The organism is Pantoea sp. JZ29, assembly GCF_035190385.1.
Classification (GTDB): Bacteria; Pseudomonadota; Gammaproteobacteria; order Enterobacterales; family Enterobacteriaceae; genus Pantoea; species Pantoea stewartii.
In genome coordinates this window covers 819,990-845,371 of the sequence record NZ_CP045241.1, presented here as the reverse complement: position 1 = coordinate 845,371, position 25,382 = coordinate 819,990, and the positions used below count along the sequence as shown (strand labels likewise).

The following is a 25,382-nucleotide window of genomic DNA, read 5'->3' as shown; positions in this document are numbered from 1 at the left end:
GCTGTGGCATTAGCCTTTGTTGGCGGCCTGAACGTGTAACATATCCAGTGCCAGCGTTGCGGCAGCCAGCGCGGTCAGATCGGCGTGATCATAGCCCGGGGCCACTTCCACCAGATCCATCCCGACAATATTCATGCCCTGCAAACCCCGAATCAACTTGGTCGCTTTATCGGTCGTTAAGCCACCGATCACTGGCGTACCGGTACCCGGCGCATGCGCAGGGTCCAGGCAGTCAATGTCAAAGGTAAGGTAAACCGGCAGATCGCCAACGGTGCGCTTAATTTCCGCAAGGATATCGTCCACGCTGCGGTCGTTAACCTGCGCCGCATCCAGCACGTTAAAGCCCAGGCTCTTATCGAACTCGGTACGGATACCGATCTGGACGGAGTGCTGCGGATCGATCAGGCCCTCTTTTGGCGCCGTAAAGAACATGGTGCCATGGTCAAACGTGGGGCCGTTAGAATAGGTATCGGTATGCGCGTCGAAGTGCACCAGCGCCATTTTACCGAAGTGCTTCGCGTGGGCACGCAGTAGTGGCAGCGTGACGTAGTGATCGCCGCCAAACGTCATCATACGTTTACCGTTAGCCAGCAGCTTCTCTGCGTGAGCCTGCAACTTGTCAGACAGGTCCTGAGAGTCGCCAAAGGCATAAACCAGATCGCCACAGTCCACGACATTCAGGCGCTGACGCAGGTCAAAATCCCACGGCCAGCGACAGCCTTCCCAGGCCAGATTCGTTGAAATCTGACGGATGGCACCAGGGCCAAGACGGCTGCCTGGACGGCCAGAGGTTGCTGCATCAAACGGAACGCCGGTGATCACCCACTCTGCGTCGCTGTCGTAAGGCTGAAAATTGACTGGAAAACGCATAAAACCAAAGGCGTTAGAAACCAGTGAATTGTCGTACTGATTACCGAGGGTATTGTACATAAGTCGTCCTCTGTTAATGTCTGAACCGGGCCGGGCCCGCACACCTTTCAGGTTGAGATAAAAAAAATCCCCTCCGCGTCGTTAGGCCCGACGAGGAAGGGATGTGTTGCCGCCGATTATCAACAATGTCCCGCCCGGCTGCAAGCGCTTCGCAGGGCGTTATTCGTCTTCTAAATACGTGTAGCCATACAGACCGCTTTCAAACTCCTGCAGGAACTGCTCACGCAGGTCTTCGTCCAGTTCAGAAGTCTGAATCTGTTTACGGAACAGCGTCATCAGCTCATTGGGGTCCAGTTGCACATACTGCAACATGTCGGCCACGGTATCGCCTTCATCGGAAAGCTGTACTTCCACTTCGCCATCCTGGAATGCGAAGACATCCACCGCTTCGGTATCACCAAACAGGTTGTGCATGTTGCCCAGAATTTCCTGGTACGCGCCGACCATAAAGAAGCCCAGCATCGGTGGGTTCTCCACATCATATTCCGGCATCGGCATGGTCGTAGCGATGCCGTCGCCGTCCACGTAGTGATCGATGGTGCCATCGGAGTCACAGGTAATATCCAGCAGCACGGCCCGACGTTCGGGCTTTTTATTCAGGCCTTCCAGTGGCAGCACCGGGAACAGCTGATCGATGCCCCACGCGTCCGGCATCGACTGGAACAGCGAGAAGTTCACATAGATCTTATCCGCCATGCGCTCCTGCAGCTCATCAATAATCGGGCGATGTGCGCGGTTGCTGGGATCCAGATGCTGCTGAATATAATGGCAAATGCTCAGGTACAGCTGTTCAGCCCAGGCGCGCTGCTTAAGGCTGTAAATGCCTGACGAATAGCCGGTGTGAATATCAAACAGGTCCATCTGGCTGTCGTGCAGCCATTCACGCAGAGAGCGGCGCGTATTCGGCTCGTGCATCTCCTGCCAGGTTTCCCACATGCTCAGGATAGGACGTGGCGCATCATCGATATCGGGCGCTTCAGGTTTGCTGAATTCGTTCCGCTCAACACCAATGATGTTAGAGACCAGCACCGTATGGTGCGCCGTTACGGCGCGACCGGACTCGGTGATGACGGTAGGATGTTCAAGTCCGTGTTCGTCGCAGGCGGCACCGATGGCCCAGATAACATTATTAGCGTATTCATTCAGCCCGTAGTTTACCGAGCAGTCAGACTGTGAACGCGTCCCTTCATAATCCACGCCCAGGCCGCCGCCGACGTCGAAGCACTTAATGTTGACGCCCAGCTTCGCCAGCTCCACGTAAAAACGTGCCGACTCGCGCACGCCGGTGGCGATATCGCGAATATTCGCCATCTGAGAGCCAAGGTGGAAGTGCAGCAGTTGCAGGCTGTCAATGCGTCCGGCTTCGCGCATGATTTCAACCAGCTTCAGCACCTGCGTGGCAGACAGGCCAAATTTGGATTTCTCGCCACCGCTCGACTGCCATTTACCGGAACCTTGCGACGCCAGACGCGCACGAATGCCGAGGCGCGGCACCACATTCAGGCGTTCCGCTTCTTCCAGCACCAGGCGCACTTCGGTCATCTTCTCCAGAACCAGATAAACCTTGTGCCCCATTTTTTCGCCGATCAGCGCCAGACGAATGTATTCACGATCTTTATAACCGTTACAGACAATCACTGAGCGGGTGTGGCCGGCATGCGCCAGCACCGCCATCAGTTCCGCTTTTGATCCGGCTTCAAGGCCCAACGGCTCACCGGAGTTCACCAGCGATTCAATCACGCGTTTGTGCTGGTTAACCTTGATGGGATAAACCAGGAAGTAGTCACCGGTATAGCCATAGGATTCACGCGCGCGTTTGAACGCGGCGTTGATTGAGCGCAGGCGGTGCTGAAGGATCTGCGGAAAACAGAACAACGCCGGCAGACGCTGGCCTTGCGCCTCACGTTCTTTCACCAGTTTTGCCAGATCAACGCGCACGTCCGGGCGATCCGGGTCGGGACAGACACTAATATGACCCAGTTCATTCACGTCATAATAGTTATTGCCCCACCAGGCAATGTTATAGGTCCGCAGCATCAGGCTGGCGTCCTGATCGTTCATCGCCACCTCCTGCATAGAGCGGAGAGCACCTTGTTCGCCAGCTGACGAACCCTTGATATTCTTCATGCCGTCAGACATCACGAACCTCAATTTTCCGTTGAAAGATAATACTGTAATCCGACTCAACAGCCGGATGTAGGGAAATTCGTTGCCACATATTACGTCATGCTCTGTCAGCGTCATGCGCCCAGATAATCCCCTTGCATGACCTAAGTGTAAAACACTCCGCCACGACAGGGGAAAAAAGGGCCGCGAATAATTCACACCACGTCGGTCGGGCCACTTGCCCACTTTGACGTGTCAGAGGTTAGCCAGCGCTTGTGTCGGGATAATTACCGAAGCGAATAAAAGGGTGGCAGGAAAGAAATAAAGACGGGAAACAGGATAACGCTGACGCAAAGCCAGCACGCAAAGAAGCCGTGAAGGAGAAGATAAGGCTCATGACGTGTATCACCTCCGCACATGACGCCGTCATGTGGCAAACCATCAGGGTGAAAGCCAGACAGTGGTCTGACGGGCGCGACGCGATAGCGCGTCATCCTTTTTCTGCTGCAAACGCAGCGGCGTTTTATACAATTTGCGCCTGAAAAATGCAAAGAGATTATTCGCTTAATGCTGGCCCTGCCCGCAGCATTATTCACTACTCAGCACCAGGCCGGCAGTGCATCAGAAAAAAGGGCTGGTAATTCGCTCATCTCGTAACCTAAAATAGACGTCCAGATGGTTTTCCATCTAAACAGGTTAATATCCAGGCGGTGTTGGCCTGGCGTGCTGACACTACCTGACTGCTCTCGGCTTTGCCTTAAGGGGCGTTAAGTCAGCTAACACTCACTTGCGCTACGCAGTCGAACTCAAACCATTGGTAAGGTAAAGAACATAATGGCTAAACATCTTTTTACATCCGAGTCCGTATCAGAAGGACATCCTGATAAAATCGCTGACCAGATTTCCGATGCGGTGCTTGATGCGATCCTGGAGCAGGATCCTAAAGCGCGCGTGGCCTGCGAAACGTACGTGAAGACCGGTATGGTTCTGGTCGGCGGCGAAATCACGACCAGCGCCTGGGTTGATATCGAAGAAATCACCCGTAATACCGTACGTGAAATCGGCTATGTTCATTCCGATATGGGCTTTGATGCCAATTCCTGCGCTGTGTTAAGCGCCATCGGTAAACAATCTCAGGACATCAACCAGGGCGTTGACCGCAGCGATCCGCTGGAACAGGGTGCAGGCGATCAGGGCCTGATGTTCGGCTACGCGACCAACGAAACCGACGTGCTGATGCCCGCCCCGGTAACCTATGCGCATCGTCTGGTCCAGCGTCAGGCTGAAGTCCGCAAAAATGGCACGCTGCCATGGCTGCGCCCGGATGCGAAAAGCCAGGTCACTTTCCAGTATGACAATGGCAAGATTGTAGGCATCGACGCGGTCGTGCTCTCGACTCAGCACAGCGAAGCCATCAGCCAGAACGATCTGCAGGAAGCGGTGATGGAAGAAATCATCAAGCCGGTACTGCCTTCTGAGTGGCTGAACGCGTCCACCAAATACCACATCAACCCAACCGGCCGTTTTGTTATCGGCGGTCCAATGGGTGACTGTGGCCTGACCGGTCGTAAAATCATTGTCGATACCTACGGCGGGATGGCGCGTCACGGTGGCGGCGCATTCTCAGGTAAAGATCCCTCAAAAGTTGACCGCTCCGCGGCGTACGCTGCGCGCTATGTTGCCAAAAATATCGTGGCGGCTGGCCTGGCCGATCGGTGTGAGATTCAGGTTTCCTACGCCATCGGCGTGGCAGAGCCGACATCTATCATGGTGGAAACCTTTGGTACCGAGAAAGTCTCTACTGAACAGCTGACGCTGCTGGTCCGTGAATTCTTTGACCTGCGTCCATACGGTCTGATTCAGATGCTGGATCTGCTGCACCCAATCTATAAAGAAACGGCTGCTTACGGTCACTTTGGCCGCGAACATTTCCCATGGGAAAAAACCGACAAAGCGGCACAGCTGCGCGAGGCCGCTGGCCTGTAAGCATCGGTGAGTAAGTGCACCTGAAAGCCCTGCCCGATGGCGGGGCTTTTTTATGGGCTTTATCCCGCATTCGACCTCCGCTTTTTTCCTGCGGCACATTTTTTTAACTCAACTACACTTTCTTTCAGTTTGTACCCTGCCCTTGTGTTAACGATTACAATTTGAAACGCTTTAAATATCGGCTATTTAGGAATTTATCGCCGTAGTTATTCTTTTAAAAATGCGTTATTTTCAGCGTCATCTGATAGGCGTTAATCAGGACATTGTCAGAAACTTCGAGGGTACTATACCTCACTGGTTACTTGACCTTTCTGGGTTGTAAATGCTGGATTTCAGGGTTTCAGCATGTGTAAGCGATTACATCAATGTGATCGGGCTCACTTTTAACCCAGATAAGGTTTTTTAACATCGATAACAACAATGATGGATAATTTGGAGGCAACCATGCCTGGCAACTCACATAAAAGCAGAACCTCAAATAAGGCAATGACCTTATTTGTCTGCTTTCTGGCAGCGCTCGCAGGCCTGCTCTTTGGGCTGGATATCGGCGTTATCGCAGGTGCCCTGCCCTTTATCGCTAAGGACTTTAATGTTACTGCCCACCAACAGGAGTGGATTGTCAGCTCCATGATGTTTGGTGCAGCCATTGGTGCTATCGGCAGCGGCTGGATGTCATCACGTCTGGGCCGTAAAAAAAGCCTGATGGCCGGTGCGATTCTGTTTGTCATTGGATCACTCTGGTCAGCGATGGCACCTAATCCAGAAATGTTGATCTGCGCGCGCGTCCTGTTAGGTCTCGCCGTGGGTGTCGCCTCGTATACCGCGCCACTTTACCTTTCTGAAATCGCACCAGAGAAAATCCGCGGCAGCATGATCTCGCTGTACCAGCTGATGATTACCATCGGTATTCTGGGTGCGTATCTCTCCGATACCGCATTTAGCTTTACCGGAAACTGGCGCTGGATGCTGGGCGTGATCACGATCCCTGCCATTCTGCTGCTGATTGGTGTGTTCTTCCTGCCGAACAGCCCGCGCTGGCTGGCGGCGAAAGGCAACTTCCGCGACGCACAGCGTGTTCTGGATCGTCTGCGTGACACCAGTGAACAGGCAAAACGCGAACTGGATGAGATCCGCGAAAGCCTGAAAGTGAAGCAGTCTGGCTGGGGTCTGTTTACCAATAACGCCAACTTCCGCCGCGCGGTCTTCCTCGGCATTCTGCTTCAGGTGATGCAGCAGTTCACCGGGATGAACGTCATCATGTATTACGCGCCGAAAATCTTTGAGATCGCCGGTTTTGCGAATACGACTCAGCAGATGTGGGGAACGGTTATTGTCGGTCTGGTTAACGTACTGGCCACCTTCATCGCCATTGGCCTGGTGGATCGCTGGGGCCGTAAGCCTACGCTGATTCTGGGCTTCCTGGTCATGGCTGCCGGTATGGGCATCCTGGGCACTATGCTGCACATGGGCATCCATACACCAGGCGCGCAGTACTTCGCCATTGGTATGCTGCTGATGTTTATCGTGGGCTTCGCCATGTCAGCCGGTCCGTTGATTTGGGTACTGTGTTCCGAAATTCAGCCGCTGAAAGGGCGTGATTTTGGTATCACGGTTTCAACCACCACCAACTGGATTGCCAATATGATCGTTGGCGCAACCTTCCTGACCATGCTGAACACGCTGGGTAATGCACCGACCTTCTGGGTTTACGCGCTGCTGAACGTGTTCTTTATTGTGCTCACCGTTATGCTCATTCCGGAGACCAAAAACGTGTCGCTGGAACATATTGAACGTAACCTGATGGCGGGTAAAAAACTGCGCGATATCGGCCAGTAAATTCCTTCGCGCCCGCGTCCGTGAAAGCCAGTCAGTGTAAACTGACTGGCTTTTTTTAACCCTTTACCCACGTCAACAGCTCAGCGTATTCACGCTCAAACCCTGCCACGCCTGGCTTGCGCCGCCCCGCTTCGCTTTTCTTTCGTTAAAGTCGAAAAAATATACGCCGATAAATGACCTGACGTTTCCCTTATAAAAACCCGTTTTCAGACTTTATTTTCATCAGGAAATCCAATGAACAACCCCAGCGTAAAAAAGACAATGAGCACTCGGGCTCAGATGCTGCTGGCAGGGGGAATGACGATTGTCGTGGGCTTTGCAGCGACCATCGGATTGCTCAGCTGGCAGTCTTCAAAAGCGCAAAAATCTCTGGCCGCTGACTACCTGCAACAAATTGCTGCCAGCCATGCCGGACAAATTCAACAGGAACTGACGCATGCCCTGGACGCGGCACAAAACCTGGGGCAAAGCCTTGCCGCGCTGCCTGCGGCCGGCGTGACCGATCGCAACGTTGCCCATAAGCTCATGGAATATGCCCTGCAGAAAAATCCTGACTTTGTATCGATGACCGTGGTGTTCGAACCCAACGCCTTCGACGGTCGTGACAGTGCTTTCGCCGGCCAGCAGGGAATGCCACCCGAGGGGCGCTATGCCTGGTATATTGATCGGGATAAAGACGGGCATTTTAAAATGAATCCGGCGCTGGATTTTTTACAACCCGGTGCGGGCAATTACTATCTGCTGCCGAAAGAAACGCTTAAAGACACGCTGATTGAACCCTACAGCTTCGCCTATGATGGCGCGAAACCCGAGTGGTTAACCTCAGTCGCCACGCCTGTCATGGTGAACGATAAGCTAAAACTGGTCGTCAGCTCGGATATTCTGCTGTCGTCTATCCAGAAAAAAATCAACCAGATCAAACCCTGGCAAGGCACCGGTTACGCGCTGCTGATTTCGAACAGCGGTAACGTGATTTCCTCCCCCGATACAAGTGAAGCGGGCAAGAAATGGCCGGGGAACGTAAACAGCACCAGTACCAACGTGACGGAGCAATACGATCCGGTGCTCAAAGAACAGGCCATGTATACGTGGTATCCCGTGCGCGTTGGGAAGAGTGATAAACCCTGGTATGTCGGGATCGTGGCGCCCGTCAGTCAGGTGATGGCGGCCGCTGACCGCCAGCTGTACTGGGCCATCGGGCTGATGATCATCAGCATCCTGTCGGTGGGTGCCGTACTGGGGCTGCTGTTCAGTCGCAAAGTGATGCGCCCGCTGGGTGGTGAACCGGCAGAGGCTGCGCGTATCGCGCTGGCTGTGGCTGAGGGGCGGTTAAACAACAGCATTGGCGTTGCGCCCGACGATAGCCGTAGTCTGTTCTACGCGTTGAGTACCATGCAGTCACAGCTTAGGACGATGGTCGGCCAAATCAAAGATGCCAGCCTCTCTGTCCAGCAGGGCGCGGGCGAAATCGCCAGCGCCAACCTGAACCTGTCCTCCCGAACTGAGGAGCAGGCTGCCGCCCTGGAGGAAACTGCGGCCAGCATGGAACAGATTAGCGCGGCCATTCGTATGAACGCTGACAACGCACAACAGGCGACAGGCCTGACGGAAAATGCCACCCGTATCGCTAACCGTGGCGAAACGCTGGTGGATCAGGTCGTGACAACCATGGCGAAGATCGATGAAAGCTCGCAGAAAATTGGTGATATCACCACGCTGATTAACAGCATTGCTTTCCAGACCAATATTCTGGCGCTTAACGCCGCCGTTGAAGCGGCACGTGCAGGGGAACAGGGACGCGGATTTGCCGTGGTGGCCTCAGAAGTGCGTAACCTGGCGCAGCGCACCACCAGTGCCGTAAAGGACATCGCCGCCCTGATTGAAGAGTCAGCGCTGCGCGTCGAGAATGGCGTTGTGCTGGTCAATGATGCGGGCAAAACCATGCATGAAATGACAAATGCCGTTTCATCCGTGCAGCGCATCATCGGTGAAATTGTTGCCGCATCCGATGAACAGGCGCGCGGTATCGCTCAGGTCACCATTGCCGTTAATGAAATGGACGGCACGACTCAGCAAAATGCGGCACTGGTTCAGCAGATGTCGGCGGCCTCCAGTTCGCTTGAGGATCAGGCCCGCCAGCTGGCACAAACCGTCGCGCAGTTCCATTAAGCCGTGGCGATGTCCGTCGTGACAGACGGGCATCGCCATCTTTGCCCCGCGCATTCATATTGAGTTCCGCCTCTGCGGCGCTTATGCTGAGCGCCATGAAAACACCTCGTCTTCCGATTGCCCTGCAACAAGCCGTTATGCGCGCCCTGCGTGATGCTCTTGAGCGCGCTAATCGCACGCTTGAACGCACCTACCCTGAGCCCACGCTGGTTTATCAGCAACGGGGCACCGCCGCCGGTACCGCCTGGCTGGAAAAATGGGAGATTCGCCTCAATCCTGTGCTGCTGCTGGAGAACCAACAGGCGTTTATTGATGAAGTCGTCCCTCACGAACTGGCCCATTTGCTGGTGTGGAAGACCTTTGGTCGCGTGGCACCGCACGGGAAAGAGTGGAAGTGGATGATGGAAACCGTCCTCGGTGTTCCGGCCCAGCGTACCCACCGTTTTGAAGTCGCGTCCGTCCGTAGTCGCACCTTTGCCTACCGCTGTCAGTGCCAGCAGCACCACCTTACCGTACGGCGTCATAATCGCGTGATTCGCGGCGAAAGCGAATACCGCTGTGTCCATTGCGGCAACGTATTAAAAGCCGGCCTTTTCCTTCCATCCTGACCGGATTCTCATTCCGCCTGCCCCCGCATTCTGGTACCCTGCCGCCCTTTTTAGGATCAAGGTGATAACTGGAATATGTCTCGCAAAATAATCATGACCGCCGCGCTGCTGCTGGCCTCCTTTCATGCTACCGCGCTTAACCTGAATAATTACCATCAGAATAATTTTCAGCAGGCAAAAGCTTATGCGGCCGAGATTAATGCCGATGCACCGGGCAGCTTTTATTGCGGCTGCAAAATGACCTGGCACGGTAAAAAGGGCGAACCTGATCTGAGCAGCTGCGGTTATCAACCGCGTAAAAATGCCAACCGTGCCGCGCGCATCGAGTGGGAGCACGTGATGCCTGCCTGGGAGTTCGGTCATCAACGTCAGTGCTGGCAGAATGGTGGACGCAAAAACTGCAGTAAAGATGCCGACTATCGCCATATGGAGACCGATCTGCACAATCTGCAACCGGCAATAGGGGAAGTAAACGGCGACCGGGGTAACTTTGCTTACAGCCAGTGGAACGGGACAGAGAAGCAATATGGTCAGTGCAGCATGCACATTGATTTTAAAAACAAACAGGCAGAGCCACCAGAACGGGCCCGCGGTGCCATCGCGCGCACCTACTTCTATATGCGCGATCAATATCATCTGCGCTTGTCGCGCCAGCAAACCCAGCTATTTACGGCCTGGAACAAGCTCTATCCGGTCAGCCAGTGGGAATGCGAGCGAGACCAACGTATCGCACGGGTACAGGGGAATCACAATCCTTATGTGCTCGAAGCTTGCAAGCGTTAAAATCCCTGCCCTAAACTAACTGTCTTTACGGCCTCGCCGCGTGGATCGCGCGGCGTTTTGCTCTCAGGTACTTTATGCGCATACCTCGCATTTTTCACTCACAGCCGCTGCATGTTGGCAGTGAGATTACACTGGATGACGATGCCTCTAACCATGTTGGTCGCGTATTACGCATGACCAGTGGACAGCATCTGGAACTGTTTGATGGCAGTAATCTGACTTTCGCAGCAGAAATCACGCAAGTTGATAAAAAACGTGTAAAAGTATCCATCACAACGAGTCAGACTGACGATCGTGAATCGCCCCTTTATCTCCATCTCGGCCAGGTGATGTCGCGTGGCGAAAAAATGGAATTTACCATCCAGAAATCAATCGAACTGGGCGTTAATGTCATCACGCCGCTGTTTTCTGAGCGCTGTGGTGTCAAACTGGACGCCGAACGTCTGGCGAAAAAAATTCAGCAATGGCAAAAGATTGCGATTGCCGCCTGTGAACAGTGTGGCCGTAACCGGGTACCGGAAATCCGTCCGGCGATGACGCTGGAAGCCTGGTGCAGTGAAGCGGAAAGTGGGTTAAAACTGAATCTGCATCCGCGCGCCAGCCACAGTATTAACACCTTGCCCCAACCGGTCGAGCGCGTCAGGTTGCTGATTGGCCCGGAAGGTGGGCTGTCCGCTGAAGAAATTGCCATGACGGCACAGCATGGATTTACGGATATTTTGCTTGGCCCACGCGTTTTACGCACCGAAACCACCGCGCTGACGGCCATTACGGCACTTCAGGTGAGGTTTGGCGACCTGGGTTAAGCGATACTTTTAGCACGTTCAGGCCATGCAGCCTCACCGCCAGCCTGAAAGATCAGCCCCTTTTGCCCGAACGGAACGAGACGGTTAGTGCCGCCTCCTTCAGGAGAGAATAATGATTAAGCTTGGCATCGTGATGGACCCGATCGCATCCATCAACATTAAGAAAGACTCCAGCTTTGCAATGCTGCTGGAAGCCCAGCGCCGGGGCTACGAAATTCACTATATGGAGATGAACGATCTCTCCCTGCGCGGCGGCGTGGCCTTTGCCCGCACGCGCCTGCTCAGCGTGGAACAGAATGCCGCGAGCTGGTACCAGTTTGGCAGCGAACAGCAGATCAAACTGGCCGATCTTGATGTCGTCCTGATGCGCAAAGACCCACCGTTCGATACCGAATTCATCTACTGCACCTACATTCTGGAACGTGCCGAAGAACAGGGCACGCTGATCGTTAACAAGCCGCAAAGCCTGCGCGACTGCAATGAAAAACTCTATACCGCCTGGTTTGCTGAATTTACGCCGGATACGCTGGTGACCCGTTCGAAGCAGCAACTCCGTGCGTTCTGGCAGGAACATGGCGATGTGATTATGAAGCCGCTGGACGGCATGGGTGGCGCATCCATCTTTCGCGTGAAGCAGGATGACCCGAACTTTGGCGTAATCGCCGAAACGCTGACAGAGCATGAAAGCCGCTACTGCATGGCGCAAAATTATCTGCCAGCGATCAAAGAGGGCGACAAACGCGTACTGGTCGTCGATGGCGAACCCGTTCCCTATTGCCTGGCGCGTATCCCCCAAGGCGGTGAAACCCGTGGTAACCTGGCCGCCGGTGGACGCGGTGAAGCGCGCCCGCTGAGCGAAAGTGACTGGGCGATCGCCCGCAAAGTCGGACCCACGCTTAAAGCCAAAGGCTTGATTTTTGTCGGACTCGATATTATTGGTGATAGACTGACAGAAGTTAACGTGACCAGCCCAACATGCATTCGTGAAATCGAGGCCGCTTTCCCTGTGTCCATCACCGGTATGCTGATGGATGCCATTGAGAAGCGTCTGGGCTCAGCATAACGCTGGGACCATGCTCCGTGATCAACCCAACACCGGTGCTGACGTTACGCACCGGTTATCTTTGGTAAAGCATGTGAGAATGAATTTACAGCATCACTTTTTGATTGCCATGCCAGCGTTGCAGGATCCCTTTTTCAAACGTTCTGTGGTCTACATTTGCGAGCACAACGAAGAAGGGGCAATGGGGCTGATTATTAACAAGCCTATGGAAAACCTGACGGTTGAAGGCATTTTGAAAAAGCTCAAGATTGCCGAGGAAAACCGCGATCCGGCAATCAACCTGGATAAGCCGGTATTCAGCGGCGGCCCGCTGGCAGAAGATCGCGGATTTATCCTGCACTCTGCCCAGCGCACGTTTACCTCCAGCATCCGTGTCTCAGACAACACGGTGATCACGACATCACGCGATGTCCTGGAAGCCATAGGTACCGCCGATCAGCCCGACCATGTTCTGGTGGCGCTGGGCTATTGCGCCTGGGAAAAAGATCAGCTTGAAAATGAGCTGATGGAAAACGCCTGGCTGACCACCCCCGCAAACAGCAATATTCTGTTTCAGACGCCCATCGCTGAGCGCTGGCGCGAAGCGGCACGAAGCATCGGGGTGGATATTCACAATATGGCCAGCGATGCAGGTCACGCCTGATGACACATCAAACCTTGTTAGGCTTCGACTTCGGCACCAAAAGCATTGGCGTTGCCGTCGGGCAGCAGCTGACGGGCAGCGCCCGTCCGTTAAGTGCCCTCAAAGCACAGGACGGTACGCCTGACTGGCTGCAAATCGAAAAGTTGCTGAAAGAGTGGCAGCCTGATTTTGTGGTGGTGGGATTGCCGCTTAATATGGACGGCAGCGAACAGCCACTGACCGCGCGTGCGCGCAAGTTTGCCAACCGCTTACACGGGCGTTTCGGCATTCGCGTGGAGCTGCAGGACGAACGCCTCAGTACCGTTGAAGCCCGTGCGGGCCTGTTTGAGCGTGGCGGTTACCGTGCGCTGAACAAAGGGTCGGTCGATTCACAGTCAGCGGCCATTATCCTGCAGGACTGGTTCGACACTCACTAGCGAATGACCCCTTCAGCCTGACGGGCTGCGCGGCTCTGTTCGAATGTCTGCATCCCGGCCCGAGCGCCGGTTTGCAGAAGCGCCGGAATCTGATGCATTTTGCCTTCCCGAATCAGATTGACCACGGCACTGGTCGCCATCAATACTTCAAACAGCCCGGTCCTCTTCTCATCACAGGCTGGCACCAGTTGCTGCGCGATCACTGCGTTGAGGCTGCTTGCCAGTTGAGTGCGCACCAGATTTTTTTCTTCCGCAGGAAACACATCCACCAGCCTGTCTACCGCCTGCACCGCACCGCGCGTGTGCAGCGTGGCCAGCACCAGATGGCCGGTTTCTGCGGCAGTGAGCGCCTGACGAATGGTATCGCTGTCGCGCAGTTCCCCCAGCATAATAACGTCAGGATCTTCCCTGAGTGCGGCTTTCAGGCCCTGGCTGAAACTCCGGCAATGCACACCGACTTCACGCTGTTGAATCAGGGATTGCTGACTGCGATGGATAAACTCAATCGGGTCCTCCAGGGTCAGGATATGGCGGGCCTGCTGCCGGTTAATCGCATCCACCATTGCCGCGAGGGTGGTCGACTTACCGCTGCCCGTCGCCCCGGTGATTAATATCAGTCCGTCCCGTTTCTTCAGTAACGCCTGCACCCCTTCCGGTACGCGCAGATCGGTCAGCGTCGGGCATTCGCTGGCGATGGTGCGTAGCGCCAGAGACAGCCCGTTACGCTGCATAAACAGGTTGGCGCGCAGGCGCTGTCCCGCCGCCAGGGTCAACGCGAAATCCAGTTGCCCTTCCCGCTTAAGTTGCTGCTGCTGTTCGCTGTCCAGCCACACCGACGTAAACTGCGCCATCCAGTCAGGTGACAGCGCAGACCGAGCGGGCAGCGGCTCCAGCCTGCCCTGACGCCGCCAGTACGGCAAATGTCCGCTACAAAGGTGCAGATCGGCAGCGTTATGCTTTACACTAAGCGCCACGATTTCATCCAGATTCATTGTGTTCTCCCGACTATGACTTCAATCCAGCACAACCTACAGCAAGTCCGCCAGCGAATCGCCGCTGCTGCAAGGCGTTTCGGCCGGGCTCCCGAAGAAATTACGCTACTTGCAGTGAGCAAAACGAAACCTGCGAGCGCAGTCAAAGAAGCGGCGGCGGCGGGTCAGCTCGCGTTCGGGGAAAATTACGTTCAGGAAGGGGTTGAAAAGGTTCAGGCGCTGACCTCACATCCCAATCTGATATGGCACTTCATTGGCCCGCTGCAGTCCAATAAAAGCCGACTGGTGGCAGAACACTTTGCCTGGTGCCACACCCTTGATCGTCTGAAGATTGCACAGCGGCTTAACGATCAGCGGCCTGAACATCTGGCACCGCTCAATGTGCTGATTCAGGTAAATATCAGTGACGAAAACAGCAAATCTGGCATCATGCTGGAGGCCGTCGACGAACTGGCGCAGGCTATTGCCGCGATGCCGCGTTTGCGTTTGCGCGGGCTGATGGCGATTCCGGCACCCGAACAGGATTATCAGAAACAGCTGGCGGTATGCCAGCAAATGGCTGATGCATTTCACCAGTTAAAACAGCACTATAGTGATGTTGATACGCTGTCGATGGGAATGAGTGATGATATGGAGGCGGCGATTGCCGCAGGCAGCACCCTGGTGCGCATTGGCACCGCAATATTTGGCGCACGTGATTACACACAGCCTTCACAACAATAATTGAGGAACTTCATGTTAACAATGACGTTTTTGGTAAAAACGCTAATCGATCTCTACGTCATGGTGCTGTTGCTGCGCATCTGGATGCAGTGGTCACGTTGCGATTTTTATAATCCGCTTGCCCAGTTTGTCGTGAAGATTACTCAGCCGATTGTAAAACCGTTGCGTCGCATTCTGCCTGCGCTGGGTCCGATTGATACGGCTTCTCTGCTGCTGGCGTTTGTGCTCACTACGCTGAAATATCCGCTTCTGCTGCTGATTCAGGTCGGCGTGTTCTCTGTCGATCCCGCTAACTTGCTGGTCGGCCTGCTGTCGCTACTGAAATCCGCCGGTTATCTGGTGTTCTGGGTCATTATTATCCGTTCCCTGATGAGCTGGATCAGCCAGGGCCGCGGTCCGATGGACTATGTGCTGATTCAGCTGACCGAGCCGTTAATGGCGCCGATTCGCCGCATTCTGCCCGCGATGGGCGGCATCGACTTCTCCGCCATGATCGTCATTCTGGTGCTGTATGCCCTGAATTTCCTCGGCATGGACCTGTTCCCGGGTCTCTGGTATTTGCTGTAAATGAACCAAACTGGAACTGTTATGCAAAAAGTTGTTCTTGCCACCGGTAATCCCGGCAAAGTCCGTGAACTGGCGGATCTGCTCTCCGCCTTTGGACTGGATATCGTGGCGCAAACCGACCTCGGCGTTGAATCCGCCGAGGAGACCGGCCTGACCTTTATTGAAAACGCCATCCTGAAAGCGCGCCATGCCGCGCAGGTGACCGGGCTGCCCGCTATCGCAGATGACTCCGGGCTGGCCGTCAACGCGCTGGGCGGCGCACCGGGCATTTATTCGGCCCGCTATGCCGGTGACGACGCCAGTGACCAACAGAACCTGGAAAAGCTGCTTCAGGCGCTGGAAAGCACCCCGGACGGACAGCGTCAGGCCCAGTTCCACTGCGTGCTGGTGTATTTACGTCACGCTGCCGATCCCACGCCGCTGGTGTTTCACGGCGCCTGGGACGGCGAAATCACCCGCACCCCAGCCGGTGAAGGCGGCTTCGGCTACGACCCGGTGTTCTACATTCCGGCATTGGGTAAAACCGCCGCCGAGCTGACAAAAGCAGAGAAAGGAAAAGTCTCTCATCGAGGTAAAGCATTGACGCTGTTACTGGAAGCGATGCGTAATGCCTGATTTACCCCCGCTGAGTTTATATATCCATATTCCCTGGTGCGTCCAGAAATGCCCTTACTGCGATTTTAATTCTCACGCGTTAAAAGATGAGGTGCCGCACATTGAGTATGTGCAGCACCTGCTGCGCGATCTTGAAAACGATCTGCCGCTGATTCACGGACGTGACGTACGCACGATATTTATCGGTGGCGGAACGCCAAGCCTGTTAAGCAGTAGCGCGATGCAGATGCTGATGGATGGCGTACGCGCGCGCCTGACGCTGGCAGAAGGGGCGGAGATTACGATGGAGGCGAATCCAGGCACGGTGGAAGCCGACCGTTTCAGCGCCTATCAGCGCGCCGGGATTAACCGCATCTCCATTGGGGTACAAAGCTTTAGCCCGCAGAAGCTGGAACGCCTCGGTCGCATCCATGGTCCCGAGGAAGCGAAGCGCGCCGCGGCGCTGGCGCAGGGCCTGAACCTGCGCAGCTTTAACCTCGATCTGATGCACGGTTTGCCCGACCAGTCACTGACGGAAGCGCTGGACGATTTGCGTCAGGCGATCGCGCTTAATCCTCCGCATTTGTCCTGGTATCAGCTGACCATCGAACCGAATACGTTGTTTGGCTCACGTCCGCCTAAATTGCCCGACGACGATGCGTTGTGGGACATCTTTGAGCAGGGACATCGGCTGCTGACCGCTGCCGGTTATGAGCAATATGAAACATCGGCCTATGCCAAACCGGGATACCGCTGTGAGCACAACCTGAATTACTGGCGTTTTGGCGATTATCTTGGGATTGGCTGTGGTGCCCATGGCAAGCTGACCCAACCCGATGGCCGTATTGTTCGCACGGTCAAAGTGCGCCATCCGCGGGGTTTTATGAAGGGCAACTATCTCGATAAACAGTACGAGGTAGCAGACAGTGACAAGCCGTTCGAGTTCTTTATGAACCGTTTCCGGTTGCTGGAGCCTGCGCCACGCGCGGACTTCGGCCGCTATACCGGGCTGAATGAAGCGCTGATTCGTCCACAGCTCGATCAGGCTATTGCCGCAGGTTACATCACTGAAACAGCGGACATCTGGCAAATTACCGAGAAGGGCAAACTGTTTCTGAACTCGCTACTGGAACTGTTCCTGGCCGACGAGTAACGCGCTTCGGGTTCGGCGTGCAAACTGCGGCTGTATGAAGGAGGCCGAATCCTTATCCGCGCTCAGTATTCTGTCTCAGTTGCAACAACCGGGTATTGATGATGGCAATGTTCACCTCGCAGGGCATGCCATCATCCAGATAAACCGTCTCATTAATCTCCAACGCCGCCTCATTCGCACTAAAATTCAGCAGTCTGAGTTGCTCACTGTCGGTCACGTTAATCGCATTAAGCTGCTGGTCGCGGCGCTGAATCTTTTTGCCGGTGATTTGTTCAATGTAAGAGTATTTCGAGATTTCCAGCCGGCCAAACTCCATGCTGCTGAACAGGCTGACAGGCAGGTGGATATATTCCAGCGCCACGGGAATATCGTCAAAGCACATCAGTCGAAGAATTTTGTATATCTGATCGCTGTTTCTGATACGTAACGCCTGCGCCATCTCCGGTCCGGGCACCTTGATGATGCTGGCAGTGAGCACCTTCCTGACCGCTTTATGGCCTTTTTTATGAGCCTGATAATCAAAGGGCGAAAGCGCATGGAACCGGCCGGCGTGATTGCTCTTGCCGATAGAACCGACAAACAGTCCCGACCCCTTCACGCGATAAATACGCTGCTGCTCAATCAGAATACGGGTTGCTTCCCGTACCGTCGCCCGGGTGATACCGATGTTCTTTGCTATCGCAATTTCGGTATCCAGCTTGTCGCCCGGCAGCAGTCCGTCCTGCATGATCTTGGTCAGAATATAGTCGACAACCTCTTTTTGTTTCTCTGTTATGCCATCGAACATCACGCTGTTCCCGAATAGTAAGCCCGTGCCTGCGGTGCGCCGCCGCATCGCCTGTATGCCTGATTTCCGTCACTGCGTATGAGTGAGACAGGAACCAGTGTGATCCAGCTAACGATTTTGCACTCCAGTGTCGCCTGTCCAGCCAGAATTGATTCTTGCATATTGTATCTGTACAGGTCGAGGTGCATCATCAAGATGACTAGACACGTTAAACATGTCTATACGTATAAATAAATTTGTGCAACAGGCAATTGTCAGAACTGACGCCTGCTTTAGCAATAAAAGTCATTACTAATCAAATAACTGGTTTTGACTTTTTATCTACCCTGACGTGTGTGGAAGAGAATCAGGAAAAACAAACAGGTTGACCGCCTGAAAAAGGCAAAAAGCTGACTGTACATCTTGCAATGACAAGCAGCCTGCCTGCTGGCCCAACTTTTTTATCCAGGACACCGTATGGCAAATCTTACCCAATGGCTGAATGCTGAAAAAATTCAATACATTGAGCGCGTTTCCGACTGGAAAGAGGCGATTCAGGTCACCGGTAATCCTCTCTGCCGTGAAGGCGCTATTTCGCAGGATTACATTGACACCATCGTCCGGCTCAAAGAAGAGACCGGCCCCTACTTCGTGATCGCCCCCCGAATCGCGATGCCACATGCGCGTCCTGAACAGGGCGCGAAGAAACTGGGCTTGTCCGTCGTGAAACTGGCAACCCCTGTCAACTTTGATGCTGATGAAAACGATCCTGTCGACATCCTTTTTATGTTCTCGGCCCCTGACAGCAACAGCCATATCGAGATGATTTCGCAGCTGGCTGAAGTGCTGACAGACGAGGACATCATGCAACGCGTTTATCACGCACAAAGCCAGCAGGAACTGTGCACGGTTCTGCTGGCAGACGACCTTATCAGTTAACAATTTCAAATAAGAAGAGGTAGTTATGAAAATTATGGCAGTGTGTGGTTCAGGCCTGGGAAGCAGCTTCATGATGGAAATGAACATCAAAAAAGTGCTTAAAGCGATTGATATGACGGCGGAGGTCGAACATGCCGACCTCGGCTCGGTGACGCCGGACGTCGCAGATGTATTCGTGATGGCAAAAGACATCGCCTACAGCGCTAATCTGCCCCCGGAAAAAGTCATTATCATCAACAACATCATCGACCTGAAAGAAGTTGAGCAGAAAATTCGCGACTACTTCAACAAATAACACCGTTATCCCCTTTGATAAGAACACTTACCGCTGAGGTTATTATGTTTATACAAAACCTTTTACTGGTAGTTGTCGATGTGCTGAAAGTCCCTTCGATTCTGGTCGGATTAGTCGCGATGTTCGGCCTGATCGCGCAGCGCAAGCCGTTGCCGGATGTGATAAAGGGAACGGTAAAAACGATTCTGGGCTTTTTAGTGCTGGCAGGCGGTGCCACCGTTCTGGTGGGCTCGCTGACGCCGCTCGGCGATATTTTTAAGCACGCATTCAACGTTCAGGGCATTATTCCTAATAACGAAGCGATGGTATCCATCGCGCTGGCGAAATACGGCGCGCCTACCACGCTGATTATGGCGTTCGGCATGGTGGCAAACATTACCGTCGCCCGCTTTACCCGCCTGAAATATATCTATCTCTCTGGCCACGTCACCTTCTATATGGCCTGTATGATTGCCATTATTCTGTCCGTTGCCGGTTTTGAAGGTGTGCAGCTGATTTATACCGGTTCGCTGACGCTGGGCATGCTGATGGCCTTTTTCCCGGCCCTGGCTCAGCCCTATATGCGTAAAATTATCGGTCACGATCAGGTTGCGCTGGCTCATACCGGCACGGTGGGTTATGTCCTGTCAGGCTGGATAGGCTCTATAGTGGGCAAAGGTTCAAAGTCCACCGAAGAGATGAACATGCCCAAAAACCTGAGTTTTTTGCGCGACAGTACCATCTCCATCTCTCTGACCATGATGATCATCTATTTTATTTTGTCCGTCTCGGCGGGCAGAGAGTATGTTGAAAGTCAGTTCAGCCATGGTCAAAACTATCTGGTGTATTCGTTTGTCCAGGCCATTACCTTTGCTGCCGGGGTCTTTATTATCCTGCAGGGCGTGCGCTTAATTCTGGCGGAGATTGTACCGGCCTTTACCGGGTTTTCAGAGAAGCTGGTGCCCAGCGCGCGTCCTGCTCTGGACTGCCCTATCGTGTTTCCCTATGCGCCCAATGCCGTTCTGGTCGGCTTTATTTCCAGCTTTATCGGTGGACTCGTCGGGTTGTTTATCCTTGGGCAGCTGCACTGGGTGCTGATTTTGCCCGGCGTGGTGCCGCACTTTTTCTGCGGGGCGACGGCGGGCGTCTTTGGCAATGCGACGGGCGGCAAGCGGGGTGCGATGATTGGCGCCTTTGCACACGGTATTCTGATTACCTTCCTGCCGGTTGCGTTACTGCCTGTGCTGGGTGCGATTGGTCTGACGAATACCACATTCTCAGATACGGACTTTGGCGTGACAGGGATTCTGCTGGGTAATATGGCGAGGTTCCTCGATAAAGGCACCATTACCATGATTATTACGGGCATCTTTGCGCTGCTGGTGATCTATAACTATGTCGCCGGTAACAAGACCGTGACCAAAGAAGCTAACAGCGACTGAGACAAAACGGGGCTGATGATTCAGCCCCTTCTTAACAGGGCAGGACATAAAACGGGTTAGTTAAATGATTTAACCAGCGTTTTACGGTCTTTTTCCAGCGAGATAACCCGGTTACAGACGTCTTTACCAAACTGCTGGAAGTCCGTTTCCTGATTATTCCATTCGCTCTGAATGGCGTTCTGCAGACCACCAAGGTTACCCATCAACCCCTGCAGCCCGCTGCCGCCACCGTTGGTCATGGCTTTCGTCCCCATCTCATTAATGCTGTCCTGCAGGATACCGCCCATCGCCTGATTCACCAGTTGCTGCCCATCGGCACGAACCTGATCGATCGCCTGGTGATGGAACGTCAGTCCGTCACTGCGATGTTCAATAATGCGGTTCATCTGGGTTTTTAACTGGGCATTCAGCGTGGCCAGTCGGCTGTGCAAGCGGCTTGATTCCCCTACCTGCTCAGTGATGATCTTATCCAGCGCCAGCCGACCTTTCTCCAGACGGGAGGTGGCACCGTTATCGATCCACGGCAGATCGCGACGTAACGCATTTTGGTAATTAATGGCCTGCTGACGACTGGCGGCGTTCATCGTGATTTTTTGCCCGTTGAACTGCACATCGCCCTGCGGCGAAATCACAAGATTGCCGTTTGCGCCAACAACCTGCACGTTTTGTGGGCTAATGACCACATCATCCTGTGGTTTAACGCTGCATTCCCAGGCCGCCTGGGCCTGCGTTGCCGCCAGCAAGAGGCCAGCGACCAGCACGTTACGAATCATACGTTCTCCCTGTCTGGGTGTGAAAGCGATATCGCTGGTAACTTAGTCCCACCAGACGTCAAAGAGTTCGGTCACCTTTACATCCAGTAACTGGCGATCTTCCAGCCATTTACGTACCAGCTCGCGATGTTCCTCGGTACATTTACCGGTTTGCTGCAGGCAGATTAGCCCTTCCCAGGCCAGATAGCCGCTGCCGTCATAAGCCAGGCCATTGGGATCGATCGCTTCGTTAATAAACTGATTCAGCGTTTCGTCGATAACCTCTTCAGAGGTGCCGTCCGGGAAGCGCCAGGCTACGGAAAAGCCCAGCTCCTGAAACTCATCAATATGCAATTTTTTACGTAAACGACGGCTGCGTTGTGTGGCCATTATTTCACCCTCTCAAACATTAAATCCCAAACGCCATGGCCCAAACGCTGCCCGCGCTGCTCAAATTTGGTCAGTGGACGCGTCTCAGGACGCGGCACATACGTATTGTCTTCAGACAGGTTTCGATAACCCGCGATGCTGCTCATCACCTCAAGCATATGCCCGGCATAGGCTTCCCAGTCGGTCGCCATATGGAACACACCGCCCAGTTTCAGTTTACGCATCACAAGCTCGGCAAACGGCACCTGCACGATACGGCGTTTGTTGTGACGGGCTTTATGCCACGGATCGGGAAAGAACAGCTGAACCATGCGCAGTGAATTATCCGGGATCATTTTCTCCAGCACTTCCACCGCATCATGACACATCACCCGCAGATTGCTGACATTGGCCTCTTTCGCCGACGCCAGGCAGGCTCCCACGCCGGGCGCATGCACTTCGATGCCAAGGAAGTTTTGATGCGGATTATTTTGCGCCATGGTGACCAGCGACGCGCCCATACCAAAACCGATCTCCAGCGTGACAGGCGCATCGCGCCCAAACAGCGCGGGCAAATCAATGGGCTCTGGCTGATATTCAACACCCATTTCCGGCCAGTAGTTGTCCAGCGCCTGCTGCTGGCCTTTGGTTAAGCGGCCCTGGCGGCGCACAAAACTACGAATCCGACGCAACGGGCGTCCATTTTCATCATATTCTGGGGTGATGACGTCATTAATCATGTTGAAGCCTGCTGGTTAGCCTGTTCAGGGAAACGGGCATTATGCAAAGTTCAAAAGCAGAAGCAAGCCTTTGCCACTTTCCGCGCGCACCCGGCGTGTTTTGACATGCGTTTTCCTGCCTGAGTGTAGAGTAATGCAAGAAAATTGCCTGGGAGGCTGCTGGCCGGAAACAGAATTATAACGTCATGGTCTGCCGCCGTTGCTGACTGAGCTTGCGGTACTGTTGTGGCGACATGCCGACATACCTGGCAAAGGTGCTGTAAAAGCGACTACTGGAACGGAAGCCGGCCGTCAGCGCCACATCCAGCACGGTAATATCGGTATCGCTCAGCAGCGCCCGGACATGGTTAATGCGCATCGCGGTAATGTACTGTTTTAGCGTAAGCTGCATGACGCGTTGAAAGATGCCCATGGCATAGTTTGCATTAAGCTTGACGTGCTCTGCGACGTCATTGATTGTCAGAGCCTGGTCATAATTGTCGGCAATATAGCTCAGCATCTGGCTGACATAAAACTGCGCATGGCGCGACACGCTGTTTTTGTGTGTCCGCGACGTTTTGTTCACCAGCACAGGCTGCCACCCTGACAGACTAAAGCGTTTAAGCATCAGGCCAATTTCATCCACAGCAAGCTGGCGAATCTGTTCATCCGGGCTGTTCAGTTCCTGCTGCCAGCGCTGCACTTCAAAGGCGCTGAGCTGCTGTTTTGCCACAGACTTAATCACCATGCCATGTGTGACATGATTGATGAGTTCCCGGTCGAGCGGCCATGACAGAAACAGATGCATCGGCAGATTAAGGATAGCCATGTTCTGGCAGTTACCGGGCCGGGTAAGCTGGTGCGGTGTACAGGCCCAAAACAGCGTGATATAGCCCTGCTTAATCTGCACGACTTCATTATTGATTAAATATTCCACGTCCCCGTCGAACGGCACATTGACCTCAACCTGCCCATGCCAGTGACAGCTGCTCATCGCCAGCGGCCGACGCAGTTCGATATCCATACGTTGATATTCGGAATAGAGCGACAGCGGGCTGCGGGTTTGCTTTTCGTCACTGCTGCACATATGCGGATCGGGCGGCAGCGTGGCAACGGGCTGTAATGTCGTCATGATTCTCTCCTGAATTATCAGAACCCCGCCCAGCGTACCCGCGGAGACGGCCAAAAACAGCAGTGGATTCCCTATACTAAGCGCTCTTTCAGACCAGATACTCTTCTTTTTACGTTAATTTATCCCAAAAACTCAGATCTGTTCGTTGCCAGCATCTGATCTGAGTTTTTGGGAATGCTCATCCGATAAGACGGAAGTTTTCGCCCGCACAGCGTGCCACCATGAGATTATCCCACCCTGTCATGGAGCGTTCTGATGTCTGCACCCAAAATTACCTTTATTGGCGCGGGTTCCACTATCTTCGTCAAGAATATCCTTGGCGATGTCTTCCATCGCGATGCGCTAAAATCGGCCCATATTGCCCTGATGGATATTGATGCAACCCGGCTTGAAGAATCCTATACCGTCGTCAGTAAACTTATGGATTCCGCGGGCGCGGCTGGCCAGATTACCTGCCACAGCGAGCAGAAAGCGGCCTTAGCGGATGCGGATTTTGTCGTGGTCGCCTTTCAGATAGGCGGCTATCAGCCCTGTACCGTCACCGATTTTGAGGTCTGTAAACGCTATGGTCTGGAGCAGACCATAGCCGATACGCTGGGCCCCGGCGGCATTATGCGCGCCCTGCGCACCATCCCGCACCTGTGGCAGATTTGCGAAGACATGACGGAAGTCTGCCCGCATGCCACCCTGCTTAATTACGTCAACCCCATGGCGATGAACACCTGGGCAATGTATGCGCGCTATCCCCATATCAAACAGGTTGGGCTGTGCCACTCGGTACAGGGAACGGCGGAGGAACTGGCCAACGATCTGAATTTAAATCCTGCCGATCTGCGTTACCGCTGCGCCGGGATTAATCATATGGCGTTTTATCTGACGCTGGAGCGCAAAACCGCTGACGGCAGTTACGTTGATCTCTATCCCGACCTGCTGGCGGCCTGGAACGCCGGCCAGGTGCCGAAGCCCAACCTGCACGGCAATACGCGCTGTCCCAACATTGTGCGCTATGAAATGTTCAAAAAGCTGGGCTATTTCGTCACCGAATCCTCAGAGCACTTCGCAGAATATACGCCGTGGTTTATCAAACCAGGCCGCGAAGATCTTATTGAACGGTATCAGATTCCGCTGGATGAATATCCCAAACGTTGTGAAGAACAACTGGCGGAATGGCGGGCAGAACTGGCACGTTACCGTCGCGCCGAAGGTATTGAAAGCAAACCCTCGCGTGAGTACGCCAGCACGATTATGAACGCTATCTGGACCGGCGAACCGGCGGTCATTTATGGCAACGTGCGTAATGATAGTCTGATTGATAATCTGCCGCAGGGATGCTGCGTGGAAGTCGCTTGTCTGGTCGATGCCAATGGGATTCAGCCCACCAAAGTCGGTACGATTCCGTCACATCTGGCCGCCATGATGCAAACCAATATCAATGTGCAGACACTGCTGACCGAAGCCATTCTGACTGAAAACCGCGATCGGGTTTATCACGCCGCCATGCTGGATCCGCATACGGCAGCGGTATTAAGCCTTGATGAGATCTATGCACTGGTGGACGAACTCATCACTGAGCACGGCAGTTGGCTGCCCGCCTGGCTTCATCGTTAATTCTTT

Annotated in this window: 25 protein-coding genes; 17 read left to right on the top strand and 8 right to left on the bottom strand. The window is 54.0% G+C overall.

Annotation, left to right across the window (positions count from 1 at the left end; translation table 11 throughout):
- Positions 1–9: 9 nt before the first annotated feature.
- On the bottom strand, positions 10–930 hold the full coding sequence (speB, locus tag GC090_RS04075; RefSeq protein WP_033739645.1) for an agmatinase: 921 nt from the start codon (positions 928–930) through the stop codon (positions 10–12).
- Positions 931–1,089: 159 nt separating this feature from the next.
- Positions 1,090–3,069 (bottom strand): biosynthetic arginine decarboxylase, encoded by a 1,980-nt coding sequence (gene speA, locus GC090_RS04070; RefSeq protein WP_033739647.1) that lies wholly within the window; start codon positions 3,067–3,069, stop codon positions 1,090–1,092.
- A gap of 801 nt (positions 3,070–3,870) precedes the next feature.
- Between speA and metK the strand changes: the two genes are divergently transcribed.
- The 9 genes from metK (at position 3,871) to ruvX (ending at position 13,346) form a co-directional block, all read left to right on the top strand.
- The gene (gene metK / locus GC090_RS04065) at positions 3,871–5,022 is read left to right on the top strand and encodes a methionine adenosyltransferase (RefSeq protein WP_006120844.1); all 1,152 of its coding nucleotides are present in this window, start codon (positions 3,871–3,873) and stop codon (positions 5,020–5,022) included.
- Between the two features lie 444 nt (positions 5,023–5,466).
- Positions 5,467–6,858, top strand: a complete 1,392-nt coding sequence (locus GC090_RS04060; RefSeq protein WP_006120845.1) for a sugar porter family MFS transporter — start codon at positions 5,467–5,469, stop codon at positions 6,856–6,858.
- A 234-nt stretch (positions 6,859–7,092) separates the two neighbouring features.
- A complete protein-coding gene (locus GC090_RS04055; RefSeq protein WP_054687090.1) occupies positions 7,093–9,027 on the top strand; it encodes a methyl-accepting chemotaxis protein in 1,935 nt (644 codons plus the stop codon).
- 95 nt (positions 9,028–9,122) lie between these two features.
- Entirely contained in the window at positions 9,123–9,635 is a 513-nt protein-coding gene (locus tag GC090_RS04050) for a SprT family zinc-dependent metalloprotease (protein WP_110268430.1), read from the top strand.
- A 75-nt stretch (positions 9,636–9,710) separates the two neighbouring features.
- Positions 9,711–10,418: a deoxyribonuclease I gene (gene endA / locus GC090_RS04045; RefSeq protein WP_039339282.1), complete on the top strand. Its 708-nt coding sequence runs from the start codon at positions 9,711–9,713 to the stop codon at positions 10,416–10,418.
- Between the two features lie 74 nt (positions 10,419–10,492).
- Complete coding sequence (rsmE, locus tag GC090_RS04040; RefSeq protein ID WP_006120849.1) at positions 10,493–11,224, top strand: 16S rRNA (uracil(1498)-N(3))-methyltransferase; 732 nt, start codon at positions 10,493–10,495, stop codon at positions 11,222–11,224.
- Between the two features lie 112 nt (positions 11,225–11,336).
- Positions 11,337–12,287 carry a glutathione synthase gene (gene gshB, locus GC090_RS04035; protein ID WP_033739652.1) on the top strand — a complete coding sequence of 317 codons (951 nt, stop codon included), beginning with the start codon at positions 11,337–11,339 and terminating at the stop codon, positions 12,285–12,287.
- A gap of 79 nt (positions 12,288–12,366) precedes the next feature.
- The gene (locus GC090_RS04030; protein WP_033739653.1) at positions 12,367–12,930 is read left to right on the top strand and encodes a YqgE/AlgH family protein; all 564 of its coding nucleotides are present in this window, start codon (positions 12,367–12,369) and stop codon (positions 12,928–12,930) included.
- Positions 12,930–13,346, top strand: a complete 417-nt coding sequence (gene ruvX, locus GC090_RS04025) for a Holliday junction resolvase RuvX (protein WP_006120852.1) — start codon at positions 12,930–12,932, stop codon at positions 13,344–13,346. Before GC090_RS04030 ends, ruvX begins: the two co-directional genes overlap by 1 nt.
- On the opposite strand, the gene GC090_RS04020 is transcribed toward ruvX, so the two are convergent.
- Positions 13,343–14,338 carry a type IV pilus twitching motility protein PilT gene (locus GC090_RS04020; protein WP_324020912.1) on the bottom strand — a complete coding sequence of 332 codons (996 nt, stop codon included), beginning with the start codon at positions 14,336–14,338 and terminating at the stop codon, positions 13,343–13,345. The two genes, ruvX and GC090_RS04020, sit on opposite strands and share 4 nt — an antisense overlap.
- Before the next feature lie 15 nt (positions 14,339–14,353).
- Between GC090_RS04020 and GC090_RS04015 the strand changes: the two genes are divergently transcribed.
- Genes GC090_RS04015 through hemW form a run of 4 tightly spaced genes read left to right on the top strand, consistent with a single transcriptional unit; the run spans position 14,354 to position 17,375 of the window.
- The gene (locus GC090_RS04015; protein WP_324020910.1) at positions 14,354–15,061 is read left to right on the top strand and encodes a YggS family pyridoxal phosphate-dependent enzyme; all 708 of its coding nucleotides are present in this window, start codon (positions 14,354–14,356) and stop codon (positions 15,059–15,061) included.
- A 12-nt stretch (positions 15,062–15,073) separates the two neighbouring features.
- A complete protein-coding gene (locus GC090_RS04010) occupies positions 15,074–15,628 on the top strand; it encodes a YggT family protein (protein WP_006120855.1) in 555 nt (184 codons plus the stop codon).
- Between the two features lie 21 nt (positions 15,629–15,649).
- Positions 15,650–16,243, top strand: coding sequence for an XTP/dITP diphosphatase (locus GC090_RS04005; RefSeq protein WP_006120856.1), 594 nt, complete (start codon positions 15,650–15,652; stop codon positions 16,241–16,243).
- Positions 16,236–17,375, top strand: coding sequence for a radical SAM family heme chaperone HemW (gene hemW, locus GC090_RS04000; RefSeq protein WP_324020908.1), 1,140 nt, complete (start codon positions 16,236–16,238; stop codon positions 17,373–17,375). The genes GC090_RS04005 and hemW overlap by 8 nt, the downstream gene beginning before the upstream one ends.
- Before the next feature lie 52 nt (positions 17,376–17,427).
- On the opposite strand, the gene GC090_RS03995 is transcribed toward hemW, so the two are convergent.
- Positions 17,428–18,162, bottom strand: a complete 735-nt coding sequence (locus tag GC090_RS03995) for a GntR family transcriptional regulator (protein ID WP_039339294.1) — start codon at positions 18,160–18,162, stop codon at positions 17,428–17,430.
- 456 nt (positions 18,163–18,618) lie between these two features.
- Here GC090_RS03995 and GC090_RS03990 point away from each other — a divergent pair, with 456 nt between their 5' ends.
- The 3 genes from GC090_RS03990 to GC090_RS03980 are packed head-to-tail and all read left to right on the top strand — an operon-like array spanning position 18,619 to position 20,796.
- Positions 18,619–19,080 (top strand): PTS sugar transporter subunit IIA, encoded by a 462-nt coding sequence (locus tag GC090_RS03990; protein WP_054633250.1) that lies wholly within the window; start codon positions 18,619–18,621, stop codon positions 19,078–19,080.
- A gap of 25 nt (positions 19,081–19,105) precedes the next feature.
- Entirely contained in the window at positions 19,106–19,375 is a 270-nt protein-coding gene (locus GC090_RS03985) for a PTS sugar transporter subunit IIB (protein ID WP_006120860.1), read from the top strand.
- A 44-nt stretch (positions 19,376–19,419) separates the two neighbouring features.
- Positions 19,420–20,796, top strand: a complete 1,377-nt coding sequence (locus GC090_RS03980) for a PTS ascorbate transporter subunit IIC (RefSeq protein ID WP_033739662.1) — start codon at positions 19,420–19,422, stop codon at positions 20,794–20,796.
- A 56-nt stretch (positions 20,797–20,852) separates the two neighbouring features.
- On the opposite strand, the gene GC090_RS03975 is transcribed toward GC090_RS03980, so the two are convergent.
- From GC090_RS03975 to melR, 4 genes are all read right to left on the bottom strand, one after another.
- Positions 20,853–21,569, bottom strand: a complete 717-nt coding sequence (locus tag GC090_RS03975; protein WP_006120862.1) for a YggN family protein — start codon at positions 21,567–21,569, stop codon at positions 20,853–20,855.
- A 42-nt stretch (positions 21,570–21,611) separates the two neighbouring features.
- Positions 21,612–21,938: a YggL family protein gene (locus GC090_RS03970; protein WP_006120863.1), complete on the bottom strand. Its 327-nt coding sequence runs from the start codon at positions 21,936–21,938 to the stop codon at positions 21,612–21,614.
- Entirely contained in the window at positions 21,938–22,657 is a 720-nt protein-coding gene (gene trmB / locus GC090_RS03965; protein WP_033739664.1) for a tRNA (guanosine(46)-N7)-methyltransferase TrmB, read from the bottom strand. Before trmB ends, GC090_RS03970 begins: the two co-directional genes overlap by 1 nt.
- 175 nt (positions 22,658–22,832) lie before the next feature.
- The gene (melR, locus tag GC090_RS03960; protein ID WP_006120865.1) at positions 22,833–23,768 is read right to left on the bottom strand and encodes a transcriptional regulator MelR; all 936 of its coding nucleotides are present in this window, start codon (positions 23,766–23,768) and stop codon (positions 22,833–22,835) included.
- Between the two features lie 252 nt (positions 23,769–24,020).
- On the opposite strand from melR, the gene GC090_RS03955 reads away from it, so the two are divergent.
- Positions 24,021–25,376, top strand: coding sequence for an alpha-glucosidase/alpha-galactosidase (locus GC090_RS03955; RefSeq protein WP_205952356.1), 1,356 nt, complete (start codon positions 24,021–24,023; stop codon positions 25,374–25,376).
- Positions 25,377–25,382 lie beyond the last annotated feature (6 nt).

What these genes read in the sequence shown, in the direction of transcription:
- speB (WP_033739645.1), bottom strand. Translation starts at nt 930, where the DNA reads ATGTACAATACCCTCGGTAATCAGTACGACAATTCACTGGTTTCTAAC.
- speA (WP_033739647.1), bottom strand. Translation starts at nt 3,069, where the DNA reads ATGTCTGACGGCATGAAGAATATCAAGGGTTCGTCAGCTGGCGAACAA.
- metK (WP_006120844.1), top strand. Translation starts at nt 3,871, where the DNA reads ATGGCTAAACATCTTTTTACATCCGAGTCCGTATCAGAAGGACATCCT.
- GC090_RS04060 (WP_006120845.1), top strand. Translation starts at nt 5,467, where the DNA reads ATGCCTGGCAACTCACATAAAAGCAGAACCTCAAATAAGGCAATGACC.
- GC090_RS04055 (WP_054687090.1), top strand. Translation starts at nt 7,093, where the DNA reads ATGAACAACCCCAGCGTAAAAAAGACAATGAGCACTCGGGCTCAGATG.
- GC090_RS04050 (WP_110268430.1), top strand. Translation starts at nt 9,123, where the DNA reads ATGAAAACACCTCGTCTTCCGATTGCCCTGCAACAAGCCGTTATGCGC.
- endA (WP_039339282.1), top strand. Translation starts at nt 9,711, where the DNA reads ATGTCTCGCAAAATAATCATGACCGCCGCGCTGCTGCTGGCCTCCTTT.
- rsmE (WP_006120849.1), top strand. Translation starts at nt 10,493, where the DNA reads ATGCGCATACCTCGCATTTTTCACTCACAGCCGCTGCATGTTGGCAGT.
- gshB (WP_033739652.1), top strand. Translation starts at nt 11,337, where the DNA reads ATGATTAAGCTTGGCATCGTGATGGACCCGATCGCATCCATCAACATT.
- GC090_RS04030 (WP_033739653.1), top strand. Translation starts at nt 12,367, where the DNA reads ATGAATTTACAGCATCACTTTTTGATTGCCATGCCAGCGTTGCAGGAT.
- ruvX (WP_006120852.1), top strand. Translation starts at nt 12,930, where the DNA reads ATGACACATCAAACCTTGTTAGGCTTCGACTTCGGCACCAAAAGCATT.
- GC090_RS04020 (WP_324020912.1), bottom strand. Translation starts at nt 14,338, where the DNA reads ATGAATCTGGATGAAATCGTGGCGCTTAGTGTAAAGCATAACGCTGCC.
- GC090_RS04015 (WP_324020910.1), top strand. Translation starts at nt 14,354, where the DNA reads ATGACTTCAATCCAGCACAACCTACAGCAAGTCCGCCAGCGAATCGCC.
- GC090_RS04010 (WP_006120855.1), top strand. Translation starts at nt 15,074, where the DNA reads ATGTTAACAATGACGTTTTTGGTAAAAACGCTAATCGATCTCTACGTC.
- GC090_RS04005 (WP_006120856.1), top strand. Translation starts at nt 15,650, where the DNA reads ATGCAAAAAGTTGTTCTTGCCACCGGTAATCCCGGCAAAGTCCGTGAA.
- hemW (WP_324020908.1), top strand. Translation starts at nt 16,236, where the DNA reads ATGCCTGATTTACCCCCGCTGAGTTTATATATCCATATTCCCTGGTGC.
- GC090_RS03995 (WP_039339294.1), bottom strand. Translation starts at nt 18,162, where the DNA reads ATGTTCGATGGCATAACAGAGAAACAAAAAGAGGTTGTCGACTATATT.
- GC090_RS03990 (WP_054633250.1), top strand. Translation starts at nt 18,619, where the DNA reads ATGGCAAATCTTACCCAATGGCTGAATGCTGAAAAAATTCAATACATT.
- GC090_RS03985 (WP_006120860.1), top strand. Translation starts at nt 19,106, where the DNA reads ATGAAAATTATGGCAGTGTGTGGTTCAGGCCTGGGAAGCAGCTTCATG.
- GC090_RS03980 (WP_033739662.1), top strand. Translation starts at nt 19,420, where the DNA reads ATGTTTATACAAAACCTTTTACTGGTAGTTGTCGATGTGCTGAAAGTC.
- GC090_RS03975 (WP_006120862.1), bottom strand. Translation starts at nt 21,569, where the DNA reads ATGATTCGTAACGTGCTGGTCGCTGGCCTCTTGCTGGCGGCAACGCAG.
- GC090_RS03970 (WP_006120863.1), bottom strand. Translation starts at nt 21,938, where the DNA reads ATGGCCACACAACGCAGCCGTCGTTTACGTAAAAAATTGCATATTGAT.
- trmB (WP_033739664.1), bottom strand. Translation starts at nt 22,657, where the DNA reads ATGATTAATGACGTCATCACCCCAGAATATGATGAAAATGGACGCCCG.
- melR (WP_006120865.1), bottom strand. Translation starts at nt 23,768, where the DNA reads ATGACGACATTACAGCCCGTTGCCACGCTGCCGCCCGATCCGCATATG.